1 pseudogene is annotated in these 516 nt (G+C 67.8%); it reads left to right on the forward strand.

Annotated elements, in window-relative coordinates:
- Positions 1-50: 50 nt before the first annotated feature.
- Positions 51-516, forward strand: a pseudogene (gene secD, locus CKO41_RS18415) (protein translocase subunit SecD); the annotation flags it as partial.

Here is a 516-nt window from a genome sequence, read left to right on the forward strand (position 1 = left end):
TACTGGTGCGCTTCACGACGCCAAGCGAGCAACTGCGCGGGGCGGAGGTCATGGAGCAGACCCTCTCGGACCGCTACAACAGCGCGCTCACCACCTCCCCGGACCTGCCGGGCTGGCTGGAGGCGCTGAACGCCCAGCCCATGTTCCTGGGCCTCGATCTGCGCGGCGGCATCCACGTGCTCATCGACGTGGACATGGAAGCCGCGGTGGACCAGGCGCTGGAGCGCTACACCGGCGACATCCGCACCGAGCTGCGCAAGCAGAAGGTGCGCTATCTCACCATCACCCGCGACGCAGGCCGCATCGCCGTGCGCTTCCGCGACGAGGCGGCGCGTGACGAGGCGCAGCAGATCATCCGCAAGGAGTTCCGCGACCTGACGGTGGACACCGGCGCGGAGGGGGCCAACTACTTCGTCTACGCCGCTCTGCCGCCCCAGATACAGGAAGAGGTCAAGGACTTCGCGCTGGAGCAGAACATCACCACGCTGCGCAACCGCGTCAATGCGCTGGGCGTCG

The sequence above is a fragment of the Thiococcus pfennigii genome, assembly GCF_016583835.1.
Classification (GTDB): Bacteria; Pseudomonadota; Gammaproteobacteria; order Chromatiales; family Chromatiaceae; genus Thiococcus; species Thiococcus pfennigii.